General features: G+C 42.8%; 15 protein-coding genes. 10 read left to right on the plus strand and 5 right to left on the minus strand.

The genetic code is table 11. The annotated features are described in order from the left end of the window. The first annotated feature begins 24 nt into the window (after positions 1 to 24). From MHUN_RS04630 to MHUN_RS04670, 9 genes are all read left to right on the plus strand, one after another. Positions 25 to 2,586 carry an ATP-binding protein gene (locus MHUN_RS04630; protein WP_048067287.1) on the plus strand — a complete coding sequence of 854 codons (2,562 nt, stop codon included), beginning with the start codon at positions 25 to 27 and terminating at the stop codon, positions 2,584 to 2,586. Beyond that, positions 2,573 to 2,986, plus strand: coding sequence for a response regulator (locus MHUN_RS04635; RefSeq protein ID WP_011447915.1), 414 nt, complete (start codon positions 2,573 to 2,575; stop codon positions 2,984 to 2,986). Before MHUN_RS04630 ends, MHUN_RS04635 begins: the two co-directional genes overlap by 14 nt. Further along, the gene (locus MHUN_RS04640; protein WP_011447916.1) at positions 2,983 to 3,531 is read left to right on the plus strand and encodes a CheB methylesterase domain-containing protein; all 549 of its coding nucleotides are present in this window, start codon (positions 2,983 to 2,985) and stop codon (positions 3,529 to 3,531) included. The genes MHUN_RS04635 and MHUN_RS04640 overlap by 4 nt, the downstream gene beginning before the upstream one ends. A 140-nt stretch (positions 3,532 to 3,671) precedes the next feature. Then, positions 3,672 to 3,998: a hypothetical protein gene (locus MHUN_RS04645; protein ID WP_143709359.1), complete on the plus strand. Its 327-nt coding sequence runs from the start codon at positions 3,672 to 3,674 to the stop codon at positions 3,996 to 3,998. A gap of 59 nt (positions 3,999 to 4,057) precedes the next feature. Beyond that, the gene (gene ppk1, locus MHUN_RS04650) at positions 4,058 to 6,220 is read left to right on the plus strand and encodes a polyphosphate kinase 1 (protein WP_011447918.1); all 2,163 of its coding nucleotides are present in this window, start codon (positions 4,058 to 4,060) and stop codon (positions 6,218 to 6,220) included. A 24-nt stretch (positions 6,221 to 6,244) separates the two neighbouring features. Beyond that, positions 6,245 to 6,739, plus strand: coding sequence for a crossover junction endodeoxyribonuclease RuvC (gene ruvC, locus MHUN_RS04655; protein WP_011447919.1), 495 nt, complete (start codon positions 6,245 to 6,247; stop codon positions 6,737 to 6,739). Beyond that, complete coding sequence (gene ruvA, locus MHUN_RS04660) at positions 6,709 to 7,323, plus strand: Holliday junction branch migration protein RuvA (RefSeq protein ID WP_048067289.1); 615 nt, start codon at positions 6,709 to 6,711, stop codon at positions 7,321 to 7,323. Before ruvC ends, ruvA begins: the two co-directional genes overlap by 31 nt. Positions 7,324 to 7,329: 6 nt before the next feature. After that, on the plus strand, positions 7,330 to 8,343 hold the full coding sequence (gene ruvB, locus MHUN_RS04665; RefSeq protein WP_011447921.1) for a Holliday junction branch migration DNA helicase RuvB: 1,014 nt from the start codon (positions 7,330 to 7,332) through the stop codon (positions 8,341 to 8,343). A 44-nt stretch (positions 8,344 to 8,387) separates the two neighbouring features. Further along, entirely contained in the window at positions 8,388 to 9,737 is a 1,350-nt protein-coding gene (locus tag MHUN_RS04670; protein WP_011447922.1) for a CAP domain-containing protein, read from the plus strand. 5 nt (positions 9,738 to 9,742) lie between these two features. Here the strand turns inward: MHUN_RS04670 and MHUN_RS04675 are convergent, their stop codons facing one another. From MHUN_RS04675 to MHUN_RS04685, 3 genes are all read right to left on the minus strand, one after another. Next, positions 9,743 to 11,161 carry a hypothetical protein gene (locus MHUN_RS04675; RefSeq protein WP_011447923.1) on the minus strand — a complete coding sequence of 473 codons (1,419 nt, stop codon included), beginning with the start codon at positions 11,159 to 11,161 and terminating at the stop codon, positions 9,743 to 9,745. Between the two features lie 248 nt (positions 11,162 to 11,409). Next, positions 11,410 to 12,303 carry a DUF2156 domain-containing protein gene (locus MHUN_RS04680; RefSeq protein ID WP_011447924.1) on the minus strand — a complete coding sequence of 298 codons (894 nt, stop codon included), beginning with the start codon at positions 12,301 to 12,303 and terminating at the stop codon, positions 11,410 to 11,412. Further along, on the minus strand, positions 12,290 to 12,739 hold the full coding sequence (locus tag MHUN_RS04685; protein ID WP_011447925.1) for a GNAT family N-acetyltransferase: 450 nt from the start codon (positions 12,737 to 12,739) through the stop codon (positions 12,290 to 12,292). Before MHUN_RS04685 ends, MHUN_RS04680 begins: the two co-directional genes overlap by 14 nt. Before the next feature lie 105 nt (positions 12,740 to 12,844). Between MHUN_RS04685 and MHUN_RS04690 the strand changes: the two genes are divergently transcribed. Continuing rightward, positions 12,845 to 13,861 carry a phosphate uptake regulator PhoU gene (locus MHUN_RS04690; RefSeq protein WP_048067291.1) on the plus strand — a complete coding sequence of 339 codons (1,017 nt, stop codon included), beginning with the start codon at positions 12,845 to 12,847 and terminating at the stop codon, positions 13,859 to 13,861. A gap of 4 nt (positions 13,862 to 13,865) precedes the next feature. Here MHUN_RS04690 and MHUN_RS04695 read toward each other — a convergent pair whose 3' ends face one another. Continuing rightward, on the minus strand, positions 13,866 to 14,429 hold the full coding sequence (locus MHUN_RS04695) for a chemotaxis protein CheW (RefSeq protein WP_011447927.1): 564 nt from the start codon (positions 14,427 to 14,429) through the stop codon (positions 13,866 to 13,868). A 54-nt stretch (positions 14,430 to 14,483) separates the two neighbouring features. Further along, positions 14,484 to 16,157, minus strand: coding sequence for a CARDB domain-containing protein (locus MHUN_RS04700; protein ID WP_011447928.1), 1,674 nt, complete (start codon positions 16,155 to 16,157; stop codon positions 14,484 to 14,486). Between the last annotated feature and the right edge of the window lie 20 nt (positions 16,158 to 16,177).

The following is a 16,177-nucleotide window of genomic DNA, read 5'->3' on the forward strand; positions in this document are numbered from 1 at the left end:
AGATAATAGAACAGGGGGACCAGATTGAACATCAAAGATAATACAGGGCACAGTGTTCAGTCTGAACAGACTCTTATTTCTCTTCTCTTGAATATGCCCGGCCCTGCCTGTATCATAGATCTGACAGGAACAATTATTCTTGCGAATCAGAAATTTAAGGATATTTTAAAGATTCCTTTAGAACAAGAATCATTCTCTTTTAATATACTCACTTTTGACAGCCCCTTTCGTGACTTGAGTCAGGACATTACCGAAGTAGGAACCGGGACTTATAAATCCACACATAAAAATATACTATTTCACTCCGATGATGATCTGGTTCATTGCTATCGAATTGCCATAACATCATTTCTTGATGAGAAACAGGAAACGTTGATCTTCATATCCGGATGTGACATCACCGCTGAATATTATCTGAGTACTGAGCAAAATCGAATCAATACCCTTCATGGCCTTATCAGGGAAATAATCAGTTCACATCTTTTGGATATGCATCCTGAAGAGCAGATTCAGCAGATAATGAGTCGTGTGGGTGCGGTCATGAAGGTGCAATATTCATCGTACCTGGAAATTGATCAGATCTCACCGCCTCAATCTATCCAGGAACGGTTTCTCTGGTCTCATCGGTACGGGTTTCTAATCGGAACTGATATGGATGAACTCCGAAACGACCCGCAATTTTTATCTATTATGTCAGAGCTGAAGTCTCATCAACCGATAATTTTCAGAAAACAGCAAACAACCGGATTTATTCAAAAGTTGCTTGAAGAACGGGAGTCAGGTTCACTGGTAATGGTCCCCCTTATGAGGGATTCGTATCTCACCGGAATACTAATTTTTTGGGATGCAGCAGAAGAACGGCGGTGGATACAGGTTGAACTGACTACTTTGATGGTTCTTGCCGGGATTATCGAAACCCGGTTTTCCAGACGTCAGATCGAAGGAACACTCGCGAAAAGCGAACAGAAATTCCAAAGTCTCATCGATCAGATTGGAGATATGTATTTTATGACTGATAAATCAGGATATCTCATCAAGGTCAGTTCCTCGATGGTGAAAAACCTTGGATATCAGTCAGTAGAAAATCTGCAAGGAACATCTCTTGAAAATGTTGTCCATCCTCCTGAGTTCTGGCCGATTTTTCTTTCTGATATTATCAGTAGTGAAGGAGTGAAAGACTATGAAATTCAGCTGATTACCCGGGATCAGAAGATTATTTACTCTTCGATCAGTTGCCGTCTTATCTATGATGACGATGGGATGCTTCAGGGGATTGAAGGGGTCATACGGGATATATCCAGACGGAAGCAATACGGTGATCTACTGTCAGATATTGAATGGAAACTTGAACAGGCCCAGAGAATTGCAAGGATGGGTGTCTGGTCATATGATAATCATCTGGAACGATTCAGAGTCTCGCCTGAAGTCTTCTCTCTGCTTGGAATCCCCCCTGACCGGAATGACGTGGTCATTGATGATTTTATCTCCCGTACCTATCCGAATGATACTGATAAATTTCTTCATTATTTTCCTCTCGCTGTGAAACAGGGAATTGAATTTGATTTTGAGTTCAGAATTAGTCTGGAGGAGGAGAAATTTAAATACCTCCGGATAAAAGGGAAACCATTAATTAAGAAAGGGATCGTTCAGGGTTCTTTTGGCATATTACAGGATACAACTGAACGGAAAGACGTAGAGAATCACCTGATGAAATATGCTACCGAGCTTGAGAAGAAGACGATAGAACTGGATGAGATGCGGACCCAGCTCCTTGATATGAACCGGGATCTTGATTACCGGGTACGGAAAAGGACTGTTCAGATAGAGGATTTGTTAAAACAGAAGGATGAGTTTATCCAGATAATCGGTCATGATCTGAAGACACCACTCACACCTCTTGTTGCGATTCTTCCATACATCAGGAAAAAAGTAACTGATCCCGAATTGTGCGAACTCCTGGATAATACCATAGAGGATGTTTCTACCATCAGAAAACTGGTCACTACAATTCTTGATCTCGCACAGATGAACAGCCTTTATATGATCTCTGACATCCAGAAGATACATATCAGGGAAATGATCGATCAGATAGTGAGTGACAATGCCTATCTTATTCATCAGAAAAGTCTGAAAATTACAAACAATATTCCGGATGAGTATCAGGTATTGATGTCACCGATGCATTTTGAGACCATTTTAGGAAATCTCATCGGGAATGCAATTAAATACTCATTTATTAATGGCAATGTTACTATTGATGCAACAGATCTGGGAGATTCCGTAATGCTCTCTATCAAAGATGAAGGAATTGGAATCGAACCAGAACATATCTCAAGGGTATTTGAGGAGTTTTACCGCGCTGACAACTCCCGTCATGAGCGTGGGTCACATGGCCTTGGCCTTGCAATTGCCAAGAGGGTAGCTGAAATATATCATGGGATTATTACCGTTGAGAGTGCCGGTGCAGGAAAAGGATCCATGTTTCATCTTCACCTCAAGAAAAATCCGGATACATTTCTTAAAAAAAGAGAAGGACTGATACAGACTATTATCCAAAAACAGGGGGAAGAAAATGGCAGAGCATAAAGGAGATGTAATGATTGTGGATGACGATGCGCATGTCAGAATAGCGGTAAAGACCATCCTTTCTGATGCAGGATTTCATATCATTTCTGCAGATAGTGGAGGGCAATGTATTGATCTCTTAAAAAAAGGATTTTCAGGAGTCGTACTTCTCGATATCATGATGCCGGGGATGGATGGGTGGGATACCATCCGGGCAATTCTTGATAATAGTCTTGAGCAGGGGATCGCAATTGTAATGCTCACCGCAAAGAATGCTCCTGATGCAAAAATGATTGGTCTTCAGGAGTATGTTGTTGATTACATAACAAAGCCTTTTGATAATGAGGATCTTATTGAAAAAACCACGTTTTTTATGGGTTTTGTACGGAATCAAACCGGCAATGGAACAACTACAGAATGAAAATCATCATAATCGGTTCATCTACAGGCGGCCCGTATATACTGGAATCAATTTTCTCTGATTTTCCAGTTGTGAATGCAGCCATTGTTATCGTACAGCATCTCCCTCCGACCTTTACCCGGACTTTAGCCAACCATATCTCATCACTTATAAAAATGCCGGTTTCTGTCGCGAGTGAAGGAGAGGAACTGGCAGCGCCACATATCTACATTGCTCCTGCCGGATCCCATCTTCTGATAAAAAATAATAGAACCTTTGCCCTCAATAATAGTGAGAAACTACATGGTGTCCGCCCAGCTGTTGATTTGACCATGCTGTCAATGCAGAAAAAAACTGATGATTCTATCATGGGCATTGTACTGACCGGTATGGGACGAGATGGTGCTGATGGTATATATTTTCTGCATACATTAGGTGCGATTACCATTGCACAGGACCCGGCAACTGCACCCATTAAAAGTATGCCACAGGCGGCAATAGAGACTGGAGGAGTTGATTTTATTCTGACTCCGGAAAAAATTAAGCATGCTATCATTCAGTTTTAATACCACCCAGTTCATCTGTGACCACAAACAATTCATTAATACCTGCCAATTAATATGATAGAACTATGAAATCCAGTAGAAAAGACATGTACCTGGAACAAATATTCGGCTTTTTGATACTATGTATCTGTATGATATGTATGATATCATTCCCTGTCCTTGCTGATGAAGGAAATAGTTCAAATCAGACAAATCTTACCTCATGGAACGACACCCCGATGATTGAAGGGTTAGAATATCCAGAGGATGGATTAAAGACGGCTGAAGGTTTAGATTATGGGATCTCAGCCCAGGGATATGCTGATGTTGGTCGGGTAAGCACCGGATTTTCTGGATCTTCCCTGGAGGCACGTGGTAATAATCAGTCTTCATCGGTGGTTATGTCGTTCTCTGACAAATCATCGGTAAGTGGATTTATCAAAAACTTTATGAAGTCTTTTCATTATGAGAGTGGAACAGATCTCTAATCTCCTTCCATCGCCGTCAATTACTTATTCTTTTTTCTCATTATAATTCTGGAAAAGAAATGGAAGGAGAACAGGAGAGTTCACATACAACTTTTTCACGAAATCCACATCTGAAAAATCCTAATTTGTATTTTAACCGGGAACTCTCGTGGATTCAGTTTAACCGTCATGTTCTGGATGAAGCAAAGGATCATTCTCATCCTCTTCTCGAACGGGTGAAATTTTTATCCATTTTTGCAAATAACCTGGATGAATTTTTTATGATCCGGGTATCAGGTCTTCATCAGCAGCTACAGGAAGGAGTAACCAAGGCATCTCCTGATGGTCTCTCACCCGGAGAACAACTGGACGCCATATATCATACACTTGTTCCTCTCCTTGAAGAAGCTGTGAAAACATGGAATGATGACATAATTCCTGCCTTAAAAGAAGAAGGCATCATCATTCATACCTATGAAACCTTACATGAAGAACAAAAATATAATATTCGTAATTATTTTATTAAAGAAATCTTTCCAGTACTTACACCTCTTGCCTTTGATAAGTCACATCCCTTTCCGTTCATCTCTAATCTTGCATTAAATCTTGCCGTGATACTCAGAAAACGAGGGCATAAAGAGGATTTATTTGCACGGATCAAGATCCCAAATAAATTATTTCCCCGCCTTATCCCGGTACCGGTGGTTGGTGATGGACAAAACATTCGGGGAAGGCATGAATTCATATTCTTAGAAGAGGTTATTGCAGAAAATCTGGACCTTCTCTTCCCGGGAATGGACGTCAGGGCAGCCTATCCATTCAGAGTGACCAGGGATGCAGACATTGAGATAGAGGAAGATGAAGCAGATGACCTGCTCGTTGCAGTTCAGGAATCTATCGGACGCCGCTGGGTAGGCAGACCTGTCAGAATTGAAGTCTCTTCATGGATGGATCAATCGGTCTGTTCCATGATGGCAGAGAAGATGGCCGGATTTCCCCATATGTTCTATCGGCTGTCAGGGCCGGTTGGTATGGCTGATCTCATGTGTCTTGTAGACATTAACCGGCCGGATTTGAAAGATACTCCTTTCATCCCCTCTGTTCCGAAAAAGATAGAGAACGAACAGAACCTCTTTACAAAAATCAAGGCACGGGATTTTATTCTCTTTCATCCCTACGAGAGTTTTCAGCCGGTCATCCAGCTGGTAAACCAGGCGGCCCATGACCCTGATGTTCTCGCAATTAAGATGACCTTGTACCGTTCAGGTGCAAAATCACCAGTCATTGCGGCCCTTCTTGATGCCAGAGAAAATGGGAAGGCAGTATCGGTTGTGGTAGAACTCAAGGCACGGTTTGATGAGGAGAATAATATCGGATGGGCGAAAGCCCTGGAACATGCCGGAGTCCATGTTGTCTATGGAATTATGGGACTAAAAGTCCATGCAAAGCTGTGTCTCATTGTCAGAAGAGAACGTGAAGGAATCATTCGGTACGTCCACATGAGTTCAGGGAATTATAATGCTACAACTGCGCGAATTTACACAGATATTGGTCTTTTTACGGCTGATCCAGAGATCGCTTCGGATGTTTCAAATCTCTTTAATGCCCTGACCGGATACTCAAATTATATGGCCTATAACCATCTGATGGTCTCGCCAAAATACATCAGACGGGGAATTCTCTCTCTTATTGAACGGGAGATTCAGCGCCAGAAAGAGCATCAGGACGGCCATATCATCCTGAAATTAAATGCCCTGCAGGATGCAGAGATGATTCGGGCATTGTACCGTGCGTCACAGGCCGGTGTAAAGATTGATCTTCAGATACGGGGGATCTGCTGTCTTCGGCCAGGGATACCAGGAGTATCTGAAAATATTTCAGTATCCACTATCGTCGGACGGTTCCTGGAGCATTCAAGAATTTACTATTTCCATAATGGAGGGGATGAGATTGTCCTTATGGGGAGTGCGGACCTCATGCCACGGAATCTGAACAGGAGGATAGAGGTACTATTTCCCATCCTGGATCAGAGGATTCGAAGAGAGATAATCTCAACAATTCTCCCGGTACACCTGAATGACACCGTGAAGAAGCGGATTCTGACAAAAGATGGATCATATATCAGGGCAGTTCCTGAAGGGGAGGCTTTACATGCACAGGAATGGCTCATTGCCCACCGGGGGATCTGGAATGAACATATGGATGAAGAAAATGGCAAGCTGCATAAAAACATTGACATCTAGTTCAGGAATTGTAAGGTAATTGATGTGAACACCGGAAATGAAACAGTTCTTGGCATCGATCCAGGATTTGCCAGATGTGGATATGGCGTTGTCGGTAAGGAAAAAAATACTCCGGTTGCATATGAATGGGGATGTATTGAGACCACCCCGAAAACCGGAGATACACCGGTCAGATTACTCTCAATTTATGATTCAATAGAGAATCTTATCCGCACCTATGCCCCCGCCTGTCTTGCATGTGAAAAACTCTTCTTCTCCCGCAATACCACGACTGCGATGCAGGTCAGTGAAGCAAAAGGAGTTATCATTCTTGCTGCGGCGAAACATCAGATTCCGGTCTTTGAATATACACCAAAGCAGGTAAAACTCGCGATTACCGGATCCGGTCTGGCCGACAAGAAACAGATCCAGATGATGATTACGCGACTGCTCCGTCTTTCAGAGATACCACAGCCGGATGATGCTGCTGACGGACTGGCACTGGCACTTTGTCATGTGAACTGGATGAGGATGAGATGATAGCACGAATCAGGGGTCTGGTTATCGGATATGAAACAGGATCGGTCATTGTTGAGGCAGGGGGGATTGGTTATCGCATCCGTGTCCCGGAATCAGTCCTTACCTCTATCACAAAAGATGATGAGATTATTCTGTATACAGAACTTATCATCCGTCAGGATCTCATGCAGTTGTATGGTTTTTATACTCCTGAAGAGACAGAGATGTTCCGCCTTCTCATATCAGTATCTCACATCGGCCCACAGACCGGACTTGCAATTATAAGCAGACTATCTCTTCCTGAAATCTGTGATGCCATCTCATCCAAAAAACCAGAGATATTATCACAGGTCCAGGGACTTGGGAAGAAGGGAGCAGAACGGATCATCCTGGAGCTTCAGAAAAAGGTATCAGAACTGAAGATTCAGTATCCGCAAACACCCACTTCATCAACAAAAATCCAGGACGCCGTTCTTGCATTGTTATCTCTGGGATATAGTCGTGAGGAAGCAATGGGAGCTTTAGAGAGATCAGCACTGGATACAGAAACCGTATCCTCATCAGAACTTGTCAGGGAAGCCCTCGTATTCCTTCGGAAAAAGTGAGAAACCATGCAGACCAGATTTGTAAGCCCGGTAAACCATGATGAAGAGCAGGATGAACCCTCCGTCAGACCAGGGCTTCTGGCAGATTTTATTGGTCAGGATTCGATAAAGGATGCGCTAACGGTGGCGATTACATCCGCCAGGAAACGAAATAAGCCGCTTGATCATATCCTCTTCTCTGGACCGCCGGGTCTTGGAAAAACCACGCTTGCACACATCATCGCCCAGGAGATGAATTCACACATCGAGACGACAAGCGGTCCGGTGCTCGACAGGCCTGGAGATCTGGCAGCTCTCCTTACCCCTCTGAAGGATAGGGATTTTTTATTTATTGATGAAATTCATCGGTTGTCTCCGGTCATTGAAGAGATACTCTATCCGGCCATGGAGGATTATACAATTGACCTTCTGATCGGTGAAGGGCCTTCAGCACGGACCATACAGCTTCCCCTGGAGCGGTTTACTCTCATCGGTGCAACCACCCGTCTTGGTCTTCTCGGTTCTCCTTTCAGGGATCGGTTCGGTATCATCCTGCGGCTTGATCTGTATGATCCATCCGAACTTACGGTAATCGTCACTCGATCAGCCGGAATTCTGGGCATTCCCATCACTCCTGAAGGGGCTGCAGAGATTGCAGGACGGTCCAGAGGAACACCCCGGATTGCGAACCGACTGCTAAAAAGAGCATATGATTATGCAATCGTCAGGGGCACGGGATCAATAGACCAAAATATCGCCAATACTGCACTTTTTGCGCTTGGCGTGGATCAGAAAGGGCTTGATATCCTGGACAGAAGAATCCTCGAAGTGATTGCCAATGACTTTGACGGCGGCCCGGTCGGTCTGAAAACCATCTCAATATCAGTCGGTGAGGAGCCGAGGACCATTGAGGATGTATATGAACCATACCTTATCAGAATCGGATTTCTAAAAAGAACCCCCCAGGGCCGGATGATAACCAGTGCAGCACGGGATCATCTGGGAAATTCCCATACCAGAGATCTCACCTCCTTTCTCTGAATATTTCCTGCAAGCTTGTAAGAGATAATGATCAATAGATCAGTATGATCTGGTCCAAACCCACAAGTACTCTGGTTTTTTTATTCATCTGTCTCATCATAATCTCTCCATTACAAGCGGATTTAACGTCAGAAGAGACAGACAATCGATCAACTCCCTATACCCTTACCCCTGACCTCTCCCTCTCTGATCTCATCATTCCCAATTCGGTAGAAAGCGGTAAACCTATTTCAGGTTCTGTTATTGTAACCAATCGTGGCCCGGTACCGGCCAGTCATATCTCAATGGATGTGCTACTTACGCAGAACGCAACCCAGGGGATCCAATCTATCTGGCTTGGAAGCAGAGGGACAGATGTGATGGCACCAGGAACCAGGGGAAAAATCCCATTTTCCTTTGATGTGCCGATGGATCTTCGGGATGGAGAGTATTTTGTGAAAGTCAGTATCCGGGCATACGAACCAGAAATTATTTTTTCTGATAATACCATCACTTCCCCTGAGCCGGTTTACATCCGGAAAAATCTTCCCTGGAAAGGAGGAGATCCAAATCTACAACTCTCTATTGATTCTGTCAGCACCAATTCCTCATCGCCAAATTCACCCTTCACAATAACATACAGGATTCTAAACACAAATACTGACGCTGCCGGATCATGCAAGTTGTTATTCCTCCTCTCTCCGGAAAGGGATATCATCGATGGATGCCGCCTTCGGGAGGAACAAGTCTTTTCAATATATGGATACATGAATGAACAGGGAATATCTGATGACCTGATACCTGAACATATCCCACCAGGCTTCTATTACCTGATAGGAATTATTGATTATACGGGTATGATTCAGGAGACGGATGAAACAGACAATATTTTTGTCTATCCTGATCCGATATCTATCTCCTATCCTCAAAATCTCTATTCAGAATCATACAATGACCAGATAACCGGGTACCTTTTTCTGAAAACAAATAAATACAGGGAATATCTTGGCCTTTCACCCCTTACCTTTGATACCGATCTCTGCACCCTTGCCCTGGATCATACAACCGATATGATACGGAGATCCTACTTTTCCCATTATACCCCTGAAGGAATTGACCCGACCGGAAGAGCTGAACTGATGGGATATGATGTAACACGAAGAATGGACGATGGCAGTATCAGGACCGGTATTGCTGAAAATATAATACGGATAGCAGCAGGACATACGATCGGGAAGGCATATACCGGATTTGTTGATCCTACAACACCAGAAGATGTCGCGGATGTCATGATGATTGAATGGATAAATAGTCCTGAGCATAATAAAAACCTCATCAACCCGACGATTGAAAAAATTGGTATCGGGACCCGATTTGACGGGGAGTATTTTTATGCAACCCAGAACTTTTTTTAAATTCCTTATTTTGATGACGTCTGATTCATAGAGTTGAATATCGTGACAATATCTGCATAATCAGCACGCCCGTTTTTATTGAAATCAATCCGAAGGGAGAGGTTGCTCTCACCAATCCATCGGAAGTTCTGGAATAAAAGAACCAGATCATGCATATCAAGACGTCCATTCCCATTCAGATCTTCAAACCGCCCGTCATTATCGGTATCTTTCATCTCCTGAACCATCGATGCATTAAATCCGATCGGGATCATAACATTGGCATTATATTCAAGATTCAACTCATCTGATCGTTCAGGATCACTGATCCTGGTGGTACTGCTGATCCGTGCGGATGATACTCCGGCGATCCCGGTCTGTGCTGATGCCTGCTTATACGGAGATTTTTCTTCTCCGGATGATGTGGTTCCACCAAGAGCACAGGCAGGTGTTCCTGAATCTTCCTGGCCCTCGCTCATCCGGGTAGCGACTACATGCTCTGAAGCCTGAATAGATCTATCCCCATCTGAAGTATATTCAACTAATCGTTCAGAAGAGATGCTGCCAGAACCGGATATCTGTCTTGTTTCATGAGTCTTTCCTCCATTGGTCATAACATCCTGGGCATATACAGCAGTACCGGAACTGATTTTTCCTGATGTGGTATCATTCTGGCTGTATTTCTGTTCCAGTATGGTCTTATCATGAACTGATCCGGTTGTGGAAGTCATCTCTGAAAGTTCCTGCTGTTCCCCGCCATGATATAATCTGGTGAAGGTGGTAATAAGTCCTGAAATGAGTGTCCTGTCATAGAGCGAAACTTCTCCGGATTGTGTTTTGGTCTTTCCATGAATGGCAGAGATGACTGTTCCTTCTAATCCTGGGTTTGAAGCGTTGCTTTGAGGGGTTCCAATTGAAAGGGAGTAATCCAGAGTCCCATTCGAACTTCTGCCTGCCGATGCCAGGGTCAGAGTCTTTGCATTCGCTATTGAGAATGATGCTGACTGCTCTCCGGAAATACATGAAGATACAAGGTAGGGATCTCCAAAGCAAATAGCCCCCTGTGTCTTATTCGAGTACATATCTGAAGAGGTCAGAACATATTCATCTGCAATCAGATGCCCTCCTGATGTTCCTGATGAGTACCCCACTACTTTCTGTGTCTCAAATCCCTGCCCTGATGATTTTTCAGACATATCTACCTGTTTAGTCAGGGAAAGAGAACCGCCATTGGTCATGACTGAATCTGAATAAACACCGGAAACATTTGTACCATTCCCATCTGCCTGAGAAAAGGTGCCGGTAAAACTGTCCCGAACCGGGCCTGTTGCCTCAATTATAGTCCCGATTGAATAATCTGCTGCGGTTATGAGACATATCATACCTGACGCTACCATCAATCCTGCAAGTAAAAAAATCCGGACACCTGACGGTAACAGATTCATGAACGCAGATGTAGTATTGATGCACGAAGTATAAAATTCGTTGTATATATAAACGATGATAATCCCAGGTGAAAAGATTATTGTGGAATGCGAACCTTTCAAAAATAATTCTTATAGTTCGTGTATACTTTGAAATGAATGAGAATGCACGCCTTAATAATGTCTTCTTTTCAATCTGACTTATATATCGGTTCAAGTTTCTTATTATACAAAGAGACCTCGTTTTAAAAAGAGATTATATATGATAATTACGAATTTTCCAGATAATACAATTTTACCATATGATCCGGATGATATCGCTCTTTGGCTTCACGAAGTCCGGGAATTCCCATATCACTCTCCCGGTTAATGTAATGATATCTGTCCTTCAGATATAGTGCAGTCTGGATATTAACTTCCTTGTATATACCCTCACAGTCAGGTAATGCCTTTTCATAATGAACGACGGCTGTTGTAGGATTCAGTTCTTCGAAGATTGCAATCCCTCCAATCTCTCCTTTCGGGTTTACCGTAATTCCAGAAAAGCCAAGTTGGTCAAAATACTGAACTGCTTCATTAATTGCCTCCTTTTCATGTTTTAAAATAGTATATTTATCACATTCACGTTGCTGACACCATTTTACCAAAAATTCCAAAACTTCATCCATGTTGGATTCAGAAATAAGTTCTACCGTTGATGGGCATTTCCGTCGAAATTTATTTAATTGTTTTCTGACCGACAAAAAATCCTGACCGGGAAGTGAGGCAAGAATCTCTGATTTATAAACATAATCAAAAAATTCACGATCCGGCTTTAATTTCAGGGTTGGATAATGCTCCCTCATCCAGGAATATTGCCATGGCTCTAATATGAGAAGTGGGGCTTCTTCTCCAAGATTCTGCGCAAGTTTAATGGTCGCATGAAATACATCCGGTTTTACAGGGCCGATAGGAAACCGGTATGAATGATAATTTTCAGTCTCACCTTTGATGATGAGACATCCCTCATGTTCACAAATCTTATAATGACCATACGAACGCCAGCAGAATAATGTTCCAAATGTATTTTCAGAATGTTGAATGGGATAATCCCGATAAATCCTATCAAAAATATCCTTATCCTCAAGCTCTATCGGGTGGAAATCTTCTTCATGTATCTTCATTGTCACGCCCTTTCTGGTATAAAAGAAATATCTTATCTTTATCAGCAATAAATTCAGATTGCTCATAAAACGGACTGGTGCCAGGCTCTGCGACCAGAATAATCCGGAAAAGTCCGGCATCGCGTGCGGTTTTAATCAAGAAAGCCAGAAGATTATGGCCAATTCCCTGACCCCTGAATTTTTTTAAAACGCACATATCCTGAATTATTCCGGTACTGGTACCATCAGAGATTATCCTCCCTGTTGCTACTGTTTCACCGGCCGGCTGATGCACCCCGACACAAAACCGGAAAGATGCTCTGATAAATTCTGGTATCTCATCAGGATGGTATTCATCCTTCCACCACCCGGCTTCTTTGTAAAGGGTCACAATTGCATCTGTATCCCAGATATCAGTTATTAAAAATTGAATTGAATCGCTGGAAGAATTATTCATGGCATGTTACCTACAGGATATTTTATATAAATACATAGAAATCAGCACATAAATACATAGATACAATATATATTTTCATGATACTATACATAATTACTATCAAATATGGAAATACGTCGGGTTCAAATGACCGGAGGGTCATCCTATGTGATCACCCTTCCGAAAGACTGGGTAGAATCAACCCACATCAGGAAGAATGATCCCCTGGGTGTAATAGTACAACCAGACGGGACGCTGTTAATTACTAAAAATACAACCGGAGATCAGATTCAGCGCGTGAAAAATCTGGAGATTGATACCGGAATCGACCCTGATCTCTTCTTAAGACTCCTTATCGGGATCTATATCGCCGGATATAATGCCATTCAGATAACTACAAAAGACCGGATGACCGGGACCATACGAATGAAACTTCGGGAATTTTCCAACATGGTCATCGGCCCTGAGTTCATTGAAGAGACAGATACCAGTATCCTCATAAAAGATCTTTTAAATCCGCTGGAGATGCCGATTCAAAATTCGCTGAAACGAATGTTTGTAATTGTAAAAAGTATGCATATCGACGCTATTGATGCATTTATCGCGCATGATTCTGATCTTATCACCGATGTGATTGAACGGGATAATGATGTGGACCGGTTATTCTGGCTCATTGCCCGTCAGACAAATATGATTCTGCATAATGTTCACTTATCACGAAAAATGAACATGAACATATCAGAAATGCTTCCTCACTTTCAGGTAGCACGAATCATAGAACGGGTTGGTGACCACAGTGTCAGAATTGCCCTGAACGCAAAAAAGATCCAGGAGGCAGAAATTGCCGGGGAGATACAGGGCCACATCAGGAAAGCATCAGAGGGCGCATTAACCACATTTGAAAAGAGTGTTGAGTCATTCTTCACTCATGATCTGAAAAAGGCAAATAAAATGATAGAATACATGCATGATCTGGAAGAATCATTCTTAAAAATAAATACCGAGCTCCTCTCACTTCCGGTGAACATTGCCGTGCCGCTAAGAAACATAACCGACAGTATCAGGCGCTCAGGAGAGTATTCTGCTGATATTGCAGAAAATGTGATAAATTATGAGATGATGTTTGAGAAGAAAGCTCTCTGATTATTTAAATCTGACCCATATCACGAAGAAGTGTCTTAACATCAAGCCAAATTACAAGTTCAGTTCTTTCTTTATCCTTATCTTTTATTTTCTTTTTAATTATCCCAAGAATATGAGATGATTCTTCTCCTGATGTCGCCGTCTCATCCACATGACTTGCCGAATAGGTCGAGACAGTGAGAACATCATCTACCATGATACCGATTTTTGAATGGGTAATCCGATCATCCAGGACAATAATTCTTTTTTCCTCTTCTGATGCAGCATGGGATGAGGTGATTGCCAGTTGCTGTTTCAAATCAATAATGGTGGTAATTTCACCTCGTAGATCAATAATACCCTTAATATATGTCGGACTGTTTGGTAGTTTGGTAATCCTGGTATACTCAACAACCTCTTTTACATCAAAAAGGTCAATCGCAAAATGTTCCTGTCCAAGGAGAAATTCCACAACCTGAAATGACTCCTCCGCACCCTCTTCATCAGTTTTTCCAGTCATTTTATGAGGAGATAATCCATTTAAATCAGAAGAGGGAGAAGACGCAATACCCGGAATTATGCCGGCCATGGATTACAGTTAGAACGTGTAAATAAAAATAATATTTGAAAACGTGGAGCCAGGTTAGCATCCGCAAAAAACACATGGGCCAATATAAAGGCGGCCGATGTTAATATTATTTGATTTATCCAGTTCAGGCATTTCATCTCCACAATACGGCATAAATGTGCAGGGATCGATGACAGAGAACCAGTAATATTCACCATTACTAAGGTCGGCAGGTACTGAAACAGTGATCGTATTGGTCTTTTGTTCTCCGACACATAACCTGCTGATTTCCCAGACCCCAAGATATCGTGCCGTTGAGGGATCGAATGATGCATAGGGTGACAGATAATACGCAACCTGTGTATGGTCTGCACATGCATTTCCAATATTCGTAATGGTATCGGTAATTTCCACAGTATCTCCGGGCTGAGCACAGGGGAATTTTGTTGTGACATGGGTCAGATCCGGAATTCGTGCCGACGGATTATATTCAATGCGGACAGGTCGGTTCCCGGTCCAGAAATTGTTGGCTGTATTTTTTTCCGGAGGACTCGATGTCACGGTAATCTTTTTTGTCAGGTAATAAATCCCGGTATGAGTGCCACCAGGTATCCCAACGGTAACCTGCCCGGTTCTTGTCTCGCCACCTTTCAAATTATGTAGGGTCCACCAGTCAAGATGTCGTGCATCTGAACCGTCGTCATCAGATGAAAGGAGATATTCAACCCGGACTATCCCTGCAGTAGAAGATCCGATATTGGTTATCGAATCGGTAATCTTTGAAGACTCTCCAATATACATGACATCAGGATAATCTGTTTTAACAGTCATGATATCTGGCTCTATGGATGATGAAAGAGGTACAACATCAGGGACAGAAGTGACTTGTGTGGGAATGGTGACTGAAAGCGAGATTGGTTCTTCTGATACCCAGTATAATGAAGAGTCATCGGAGACCATTTCCAGGGGAAGGAATGCTGAAATCAGGAAATATTCTCCATCGGGAATGTCTTCTGGGAGTGATAAGGTTGAATCGACTCTGATCTGCTCATCTACCGGAACTATCAGATTATCAGATTCTCCAAGGGATATCAGATCATCGGAGATGAGACCAGACTGAGACAGGTAATACGATATTTTTGTCTCTATTGGATCTTGTCCTGCCGTATTCGTTATTGTGGAACGAATAAGCAGCGTTCCTGCATCGCCGGAGTAAATGAGGTCATCTGTGTATCCGGTAAGTCCCTCACTATAATCCAGTATTTTCAGTTCCTTCTTCCCGCCTGAAAGGTATTTCCGTGAATCTTCAGATAAGGATTCTTCCGGATTTATCAGCCGGGTCATCATATAATTTCCTGCCCGGATATCTGGCGGGACTGGAAAGGTTGTGTTTATCTTTTTTTGCCCGCCACGAACAAGGTTTTGAATGGTGACGGTCCCGAGCATTCTCTCCTTAAAAACTCCGAGAGGGTCTTCCAATACATACCCGATGGAAAAGGGGCCTGAAGCGTGCAATCCCTGATTTCTGAGAATATCTACTATCCGGAGATACGTCCCGGCCTGAACATGGTCCGGAACAGTCATTGATAATCCGGTAATTTCCGGGACAATGGATGAATCAGCCAGTACTCCTCCGAATGAACAGGAGAAATTTTCCTGGTTATCAAAAATGTTAGGAACCCCGGTGAATGAGCCAAAGAAGCAGAGAAATAGTATGATAATACCGAATGTCAATATCCGATGATTCATGTATGAGGATATCTCCTGCC

The sequence above is a fragment of the Methanospirillum hungatei JF-1 genome (genome assembly GCF_000013445.1).
GTDB classification, from domain to species: domain Archaea; phylum Halobacteriota; class Methanomicrobia; order Methanomicrobiales; family Methanospirillaceae; genus Methanospirillum; species Methanospirillum hungatei.

Bases quoted from the DNA above. Each gene is read 5' to 3' on its own strand.
- MHUN_RS04635 (WP_011447915.1), top strand. From the start codon at position 2,573: ATGGCAGAGCATAAAGGAGATGTAATGATTGTGGATGACGATGCGCAT.
- MHUN_RS04640 (WP_011447916.1), top strand. From the start codon at position 2,983: ATGAAAATCATCATAATCGGTTCATCTACAGGCGGCCCGTATATACTG.
- MHUN_RS04645 (WP_143709359.1), top strand. From the start codon at position 3,672: ATGATATCATTCCCTGTCCTTGCTGATGAAGGAAATAGTTCAAATCAG.
- ppk1 (WP_011447918.1), top strand. From the start codon at position 4,058: ATGGAAGGAGAACAGGAGAGTTCACATACAACTTTTTCACGAAATCCA.
- ruvB (WP_011447921.1), top strand. From the start codon at position 7,330: ATGCAGACCAGATTTGTAAGCCCGGTAAACCATGATGAAGAGCAGGAT.
- MHUN_RS04670 (WP_011447922.1), top strand. From the start codon at position 8,388: ATGATCTGGTCCAAACCCACAAGTACTCTGGTTTTTTTATTCATCTGT.
- MHUN_RS04675 (WP_011447923.1), bottom strand. From the start codon at position 11,161: ATGAATCTGTTACCGTCAGGTGTCCGGATTTTTTTACTTGCAGGATTG.
- MHUN_RS04680 (WP_011447924.1), bottom strand. From the start codon at position 12,303: ATGAAGATACATGAAGAAGATTTCCACCCGATAGAGCTTGAGGATAAG.
- MHUN_RS04685 (WP_011447925.1), bottom strand. From the start codon at position 12,739: ATGAATAATTCTTCCAGCGATTCAATTCAATTTTTAATAACTGATATC.
- MHUN_RS04690 (WP_048067291.1), top strand. From the start codon at position 12,845: ATGGAAATACGTCGGGTTCAAATGACCGGAGGGTCATCCTATGTGATC.
- MHUN_RS04695 (WP_011447927.1), bottom strand. From the start codon at position 14,429: ATGGCCGGCATAATTCCGGGTATTGCGTCTTCTCCCTCTTCTGATTTA.
- MHUN_RS04700 (WP_011447928.1), bottom strand. From the start codon at position 16,157: ATGAATCATCGGATATTGACATTCGGTATTATCATACTATTTCTCTGC.